5 protein-coding genes are annotated in these 6,955 nt (G+C 45.1%); all 5 read right to left on the bottom strand.

Annotated features, from left to right (window positions below):
• Positions 1–2,291: translation initiation factor IF-2 (gene infB / locus PLH26_RS18635; RefSeq protein ID WP_324587537.1), on the bottom strand; the 2,291-nt coding region annotated here is incomplete at its 3' end.
• Positions 2,292–2,372: 81 nt separating this feature from the next.
• A complete protein-coding gene (gene nusA / locus PLH26_RS18630) occupies positions 2,373–3,620 on the bottom strand; it encodes a transcription termination factor NusA (protein ID WP_324587536.1) in 1,248 nt (415 codons plus the stop codon).
• A gap of 58 nt (positions 3,621–3,678) precedes the next feature.
• Complete coding sequence (gene rimP / locus PLH26_RS18625; RefSeq protein WP_324587535.1) at positions 3,679–4,149, bottom strand: ribosome maturation factor RimP; 471 nt, start codon at positions 4,147–4,149, stop codon at positions 3,679–3,681.
• Positions 4,150–4,632: 483 nt separating this feature from the next.
• Positions 4,633–5,685 carry an NAD-dependent epimerase gene (locus tag PLH26_RS18620; protein WP_324587534.1) on the bottom strand — a complete coding sequence of 351 codons (1,053 nt, stop codon included), beginning with the start codon at positions 5,683–5,685 and terminating at the stop codon, positions 4,633–4,635.
• 108 nt (positions 5,686–5,793) lie between these two features.
• The gene (prfA, locus tag PLH26_RS18615) at positions 5,794–6,861 is read right to left on the bottom strand and encodes a peptide chain release factor 1 (RefSeq protein ID WP_324587533.1); all 1,068 of its coding nucleotides are present in this window, start codon (positions 6,859–6,861) and stop codon (positions 5,794–5,796) included.
• Positions 6,862–6,955 lie beyond the last annotated feature (94 nt).

Below are 6,955 nucleotides of genomic sequence, written 5' to 3'. Positions count from 1 at the left end.
TGCTTAAAGTTGCCCAGGGCCAGGCGTCTTCCGATCTCATCCAGCGTTATATGCTTCTTGGCGCGTATACCCTGCTCTCTCAATATCTGGGCCCGGCGGTTAGCGAGATCCTTGGCTTCGCTTTCGTCGTGGTAAACCTTAAACTTTTCACCAGCCTGCGGTGCTCCGTTCAGTCCCAGTATTTGCACAGGACTTGACGGACCGGCTTCCTCCAGGCGTTGATTGCGTTCATTAAACATGGCTTTTACACGCCCGTAAAACTGGCCGCTCACTACTATATCTCCCTGCCGGAGGGTACCGCTTTGAACAAGCATGGTAGCAACAAACCCGCGTCCTTTATCCAAAGATGCTTCAATAATGGATCCTGTTGCTTCCCTTGCGGGATTGGCTTTAAGTTCGAGCAATTCTGCTTCCAATAAGATCTTTTCCAGTAACAGATCCACATTCAGCCCGGTTTTGGCAGATATTTCCTGGCTTTGGTATTTGCCGCCCCAGTCTTCCACCAGAATATTCATCGTTGATAGCTGTTCCTTGATCTTTTCGGGATTGGCCCCTTCTTTATCTATTTTATTGATGGCAAATATCATCGGCAAACTGGCTGCCTGGGCATGGCTGATGGCTTCACGCGTTTGTGGCATCACTGCATCATCAGCAGAAATTACAATAATCGCAACATCAGCCGCTTTGGCGCCACGGGCACGCATAGCTGTAAATGCCTCATGGCCCGGCGTATCTAAAAAAGTAAGCTTTTTTCCTGAGGCTATGGTTACCTGGTAGGCGCCCATATGCTGGGTGATCCCTCCGGCTTCTCCTGCTACTACTTTAGCGCTGCGTATATAATCCAGCAAAGATGTTTTACCATGATCCACATGACCCATTATGGTAATAACAGGCGCCCTTGGCTCGAGGTCTTCGGGGTGATCTTCTATTTCTTCGTCTTCGTCTTCATGCACATCATCCACCCCGATAAATTCAACTTCAAAGCCAAATTCTCCGGCCACCAGTTCTATTACTTCTGCGTCAAGACGTTGATTGATAGATACCATTATGCCCAGCCCCATGCACTTGCCGATCACTTCAGCAAAGCTTACATCCATCAGGTTGGCCAGTTCACTTACTGTTACAAATTCAGTTACCTGCAGCTTATTGTCTTCCTGGGCTTCACCCGCCAGGTGTTCCGCTTCTTCACGCCTTGCCCTTCTGAGTTTTGATTTTGCGCTTTTGCCTCCCCTGGAGGAGCCGGCAAGCTTAGCCTGAGTTTCGCGTATCTTATCCTGTATTTCCTTTGCGTCAATTTCCTTCACTTCTTTACTGTCTCTGCGTCTGTCCGCTGCTCTTCCGTGGCCGTGACCAAAGCGTCCGCCGGCAGCATTGCCGCCCTGTCCCTGCTTGTTGTCCTTTCTGTCGCCTTGTTTTTGTATCGGCGGCCGGGCACCATCTCTCCTTTGCTGGGTTTTGTTTTGATCATCCGGGTGTGCCTGGTCTCTTTTTTCTATAGGGATGCGTTTGCGCTTCCGTTTTTCTTCCTGTGGCTTAGCCGTTGGCCGTGTTTCATTGTCAGAAGGCAGCGTGATCCGGCCTACAATTCTCGGTCCTTCTAATTTTTCAGCACGGATATTTTCTATTACGGGAATTTCTTCCTGCTCCGGTTCTGCAGATTTCATTTCCGCAGGAGAAGCTTCGGTTTTGGCAGGGGCAGGGTCTGCTTCGGGTATTTTTTCAGGCTCTGCAGGCGACACGCCTTCTTCTTTTGCTGCCTTTTTTTCTTCCGGTATTTTTTCTTCAGCCTTTTTCTTAGCTGTTTTTTTTGGGCGTGTAGAAGAATCTATAGCACTCAGATCAATCTTATCCAATACTTTAGGTCCTTCAATTTCGGGCGCCTCAATTTTGGTGATCTCCGGCTGCGGCTGTTCAGGAACTGTTTTTGAAGCGGGGGGCGCTTCCTGTTCCGGAACCCGGGAGGCGGGTATTTCCGTTGTATCTGTTGCTTCTTTTTCCGGCTGTTTTTTCTTTACCTCTTTTTTGAACAAAATTTCTTCTTCATCCTTCTTTTTACGGCCTTCTATCACATTGCCTTTGGGTATCTCTATCTGGTCGCTTTTGGCTTTAGCCGCTTTATCGGATGAAAATTCCTGCTGGAGGGAATAATACATTTCCTCCGTTAGCTTACTGGTAGGCTTTAGTTCATCTTTGGCAAAACCTTTCCCAATCAGGAAATCAATGAGTGTTTCCTGTCCGATATTAAATTCCTTGGCCGCTGCCAATAAGCGTGGTAATTTTTTTTCAGCCATACTTGTTTGTCCCGCAATCCTGATCAGAATGTACGGGATCTTGTTGTTTTATCTGTTCTTATAAATAGGCACCCGCGGGTCTTACCCTTTTTCAAATTCTTCTTCCAGCACCCTTCTTACATCTTCAATGGTTTCTTTTTCAAGATCAGTCCTTCTTTCCAGCTCTTCTGTCGTCAAATCCAGCACACTGCGGGCGGTATCACATCCAATCCGTTTCAGTTCATCAATTACCCATGTATCAATTTCATCTGCAAATTCGTCCAGGTCAATATCAAACTCTTCCGTTTGATTTTCATCATCGCGGAATACATCAATTTCATATCCCGCCAGCTCACAGGCCAATTTAATATTAACACCCCTGCGACCGATGGCCAGCGACACCTGGTCGGGTTTAAGGTATACATTGGCATGCTTTCTTTCCGTATCAATTTCCATAAAGCTCACTTTGGCCGGCGTTAAAGCACGCTGAATGAGCAACTGGGTATTATTGGTCCAGTTAATTACATCAATATTCTCATTTTTCAATTCACGAACTATGCCATGAATACGGCTTCCTTTCATACCCACACATGCACCTACCGGATCAATACGGTCATCATAGGATTCTACCGCCACCTTGGCCCTTTCCCCAGGCTCCCGCACAATCTTTCGGATCACAATCAGCCCGTCAAAGATCTCGGGCACCTCAATTTCAAGCAACTTGGCCAGGAAGGACGGATGTGTGCGGGATAAGATGATCACAGGCGAATTGTTCTTCAATTCCACCTTTTTCACCACCGCTTTTATATTTTCGCCTTTCTTAAAATAATCGGAAGGGATTTGTTCCGATTTGGGTATAATCAGTTCATTGCCATCTTCATCTAATAATAATACTTCTTTTTTCCATACCTGGTATACTTCCGCACTGATAATTTCGCCTACACGGTCGGCATATTTTTTAACCAGGCTGTTTTTCTTTAAATCGCTGATACGGCTTGCCAGGGTTTGCTTGGCGGCCAAAATGGCACGGCGGCCGAAATCGAGGATATCTACTTCCTGGAAAAGTTCTTCACCTACCTCAAAATCGGGTTCAATTTTAATAGCATCACTGTATTCAATTTCTGCAACGGGGTTTTCAACCTGCCCGTTTTCAACTATGGTCCTGCGGTGAATGATTTCAAGATCCCCTTTTTCCGTGTTCACAATTACGTCAAAATTTTCGTCAGAACCGTATTTTTTGCGAAGTAAGGTTTTAAACACGTCTTCCAGTACCTTCATGAGCGTGGGCCGGTCTATATTCTCCGCGTCTTTAAAATCCTGAAAGGATTCAATAAGATTAATACTTGCCATATTACAGCTTTTTATCCTTCAGCCAAACTAAGGTATAACCTTCATTTGGTAAGGGGCGTTAAAATTGAATTTGAATTTTAGTTGTTTTAATGTTATCAATGGGTATCGTATGCTCCAATACTTCCTGCTTTTTGTTTTTTCCTTTTACTTCTTCCACCTGTATCGTAACATCACTTACCACCTTTAACTTTCCCTCTATTTTGCCGCCGTCATGCAAAAGCACTTCCACGTTTCTGCCCGTATTTTTAATATACTGCCGTATCAGCTTCAATGGCTCATCCAGCCCCGGCGAAGACACTTCAAGAGAAAAATTACCATCGGGAAAAATTCCGCTCTCTTCTATCTGCTTATACAAAACCCGGTTATATTTTACGCATTTATCTATTGACACACCGCCATCGGCATCCAAAAACACTTTTACGTTGTTGGTTGGATTGATTTTGATTTCTACCAAAAAATAGTCGGGGTTGTCTTCCAGCAATGTGGTCATCATCTGCGTTATTGCCCCCGTTGTTGCCTCGCTGCTCATAGTCTGATAAATGAAGAAGGGAACGAATCGTTCCCTTCTGTCGTTCCTTTTCCTGCGGCAAAGTTAGGGTATTCGTATAAAGCGCAAAATTTTTTTAAAAGTCATCCTCAGCCCGCTTAAAAGCTGTGATCTGCGCAGTTTAATGATCCGGGAGCCCCTTTCATTTTACAGAAAAAAATGCAAATTATTTCATAAAACTATACGCCTTAATTGCCTCTTAAATCCCACCATCTTCTACTTTCCGTCCACCCTTCACTATTCACTATTTACCTTTCAATGTCGTTTCCTTAATAAAAATCAGTGTGAGTTCTGTGACAATAAATTTTATCACTCCCATCACCTTGCGTACCTATGGCACGCGTTAAACAACTTTTAATCATATCTACCAACCTTACATCCCTATGGGATGTAGCTGCTGTCCATTACATTGTCTCCATCATAGCTTAAGGAAACTACATTGATTCACTATTCACCCCTCACTATTCACAATTTATAATACGTCCTGTACCACGCTATGAAGTTTTTTATACCCTCGTTTACTTTTGTATCGGGCCTGTAATGCAGGTCGCGCACAAGGTCGTCCACATCGGCGCAGGTAGCGGCCACATCTCCCGGCTGCATAGGCAGCAACTGCTTTTCCGCCTTTTTACCCAGGGCTTCTTCAATGGCTTCAATAAAATCCATCAACCGAACCGGGTTGTTGTTGCCTATATTATACACTTTATAAGGTGCAGTGGAAGTGGAAGGGTCGGGGTGGTCAGCATCCCATGAAGGATTGCCGGCCGGGGGGTTGTCAATTACTCTTACCACGCCTTCTATGATATCGGCGATATACGTAAAATCTCTTACCATGTTGCCGTTGTTAAATACCTGGATGGGTTTGTTCCCGAGTATGGCTTTGGTAAACAGAAATAAAGCCATATCCGGCCTTCCCCATGGACCGTATACCGTAAAAAACCGAAGCCCGGTAGTGGGAATTTTAAACAAATGACTATAAGTATGCGCCATAAGCTCATTGCTTTTTTTACTGGCGGCATACAAAGAAATCGGATGATCCACATTATCCGAAGTTGAAAAAGGGGATTTGCCATTGAGCCCGTATACGCTTGAACTGCTGGCATAGGCTAAGTGTTTTATTTGATTGTGACGGCAACATTCCAGGATATTAAGGAAACCAACAATATTACTGTTAAGGTATGCATCGGGGTTAGTGAGGCTGTAACGCACACCTGCCTGTGCGGCAAGATTGCATACCTTATCAAATTGCTGCGTGGCAAACAATTTTTCGAGATTGCCCTTATCTTCTAACTGTAGCCGGATAAAGCTGTAATTGGCATGCCTGGAACTGGGTACCAGCTTATTATATTCAATATTTTTTTTATTTATTCCGGCAGACTCCAGGCGGCTGTATTTGAGATTAACATCATAGTAATCATTAATACTATCCAATCCCACTACTTCATCTCCACGCTGTACAAGGTAATTGGCCAAATGAAACCCTATAAATCCTGCTGTACCGGTAATTAGTATTTTCATTCTTTGTATTTTATAATGGTTGCAAAGTAAATAAACTAATGGAATAGCGTAAGAACCAAATGATAAAAAACAAGAAACAAACAAATTTCAAATCAGGAATCTCAAATCTTAAATACGCTCATGCGTTAGCTTTTCTGCATTTTCGGCAAACTGGAGCGCCTCAACGAATTCCTGCAGATTCCCGTTCATCACATCATCGAGATTATAAACGGTAAGGCCTATGCGATGGTCTGTTACCCTGCCCTGCGGATAATTATAGGTCCTGATCTTTGCCGAACGGTCTCCCGTGCTCACAAGGCTTTTACGGCGGCGCGCTATTTCCTCTTCCTGTTTACGCACCTGCTCTTCATACAACCGGGTTCGCATCATCTGCATTGCCTTTTCGCGGTTGCCCAGTTGCGAACGTTCTGTCTGGCATATCACTACTGTGCCGGTAGGAATATGCGTAAGCATCACCTTGGTTTCCACTTTATTCACATTTTGCCCGCCTGCGCCGCCGCTGCGCGAGGTCTCCATTTTTACATCGCTTTCTTTCAGTTCAAAATCAACTTCTTCCGCTTCTGGCATCACAGCAACAGTGGCGGCGCTGGTATGTACCCGGCCGCTGGCTTCGGTATGAGGCACCCGCTGTACCCGGTGCACGCCGCTTTCAAATTTTAATGTGCCATACACATCCTCACCTTTCACCTCCAGTTCAACTTCTTTATAGCCTCCAACCGTACCTTCATTTTCGCTGAGGATCGCCGTTTTCCATCCCCTTTCCTCACAATAGCGGATATACATACGCAGCAGGTCGCCTGCAAACAGCGAAGCTTCATCTCCTCCTGTGCCGGCACGTATTTCAAGAATAGCATTCTTTTCATCCTGCGGATCTTTGGGTATCAGCATCTGGCGGATAGCGGCTTCCATCTTTTCTTTCTGTTCTTCCAGAACCGGGAGCTCATCTTTTGCCAGGTCCCTCATTTCATCGTCATCGCCATTCAGCACTTCCGTATTGAATTCAATATTATCCAATACCTTCTTATAGGCATTGTAGGCCTGCACGATCTTCTCCAGACTGCGGTATTCCCTGCTGGAAGCCGTGAACTTTTTATTGTCATTCACGATCTCCGGGTTGGTGAGCGCAATGCCCAACTGGTCGAATCTTGCCTTTATCGCTTCTAATTTGTCTAACATCACTATTGGTTCCCACAATTGCCCCGTGGATGGTTTTCAGTTATTTTTGTGTTACCGGCTTTTGAACTGCTTTGCAGCTTTTGTTGCGTCGCAC

The organism is Agriterribacter sp. (genome assembly GCF_035444585.1).
Taxonomy (GTDB): Bacteria; Bacteroidota; Bacteroidia; order Chitinophagales; family Chitinophagaceae; genus Agriterribacter.
Note: the sequence above shows the minus strand (reverse complement) of the source record. Positions and strands in the feature narration are given on the sequence as shown.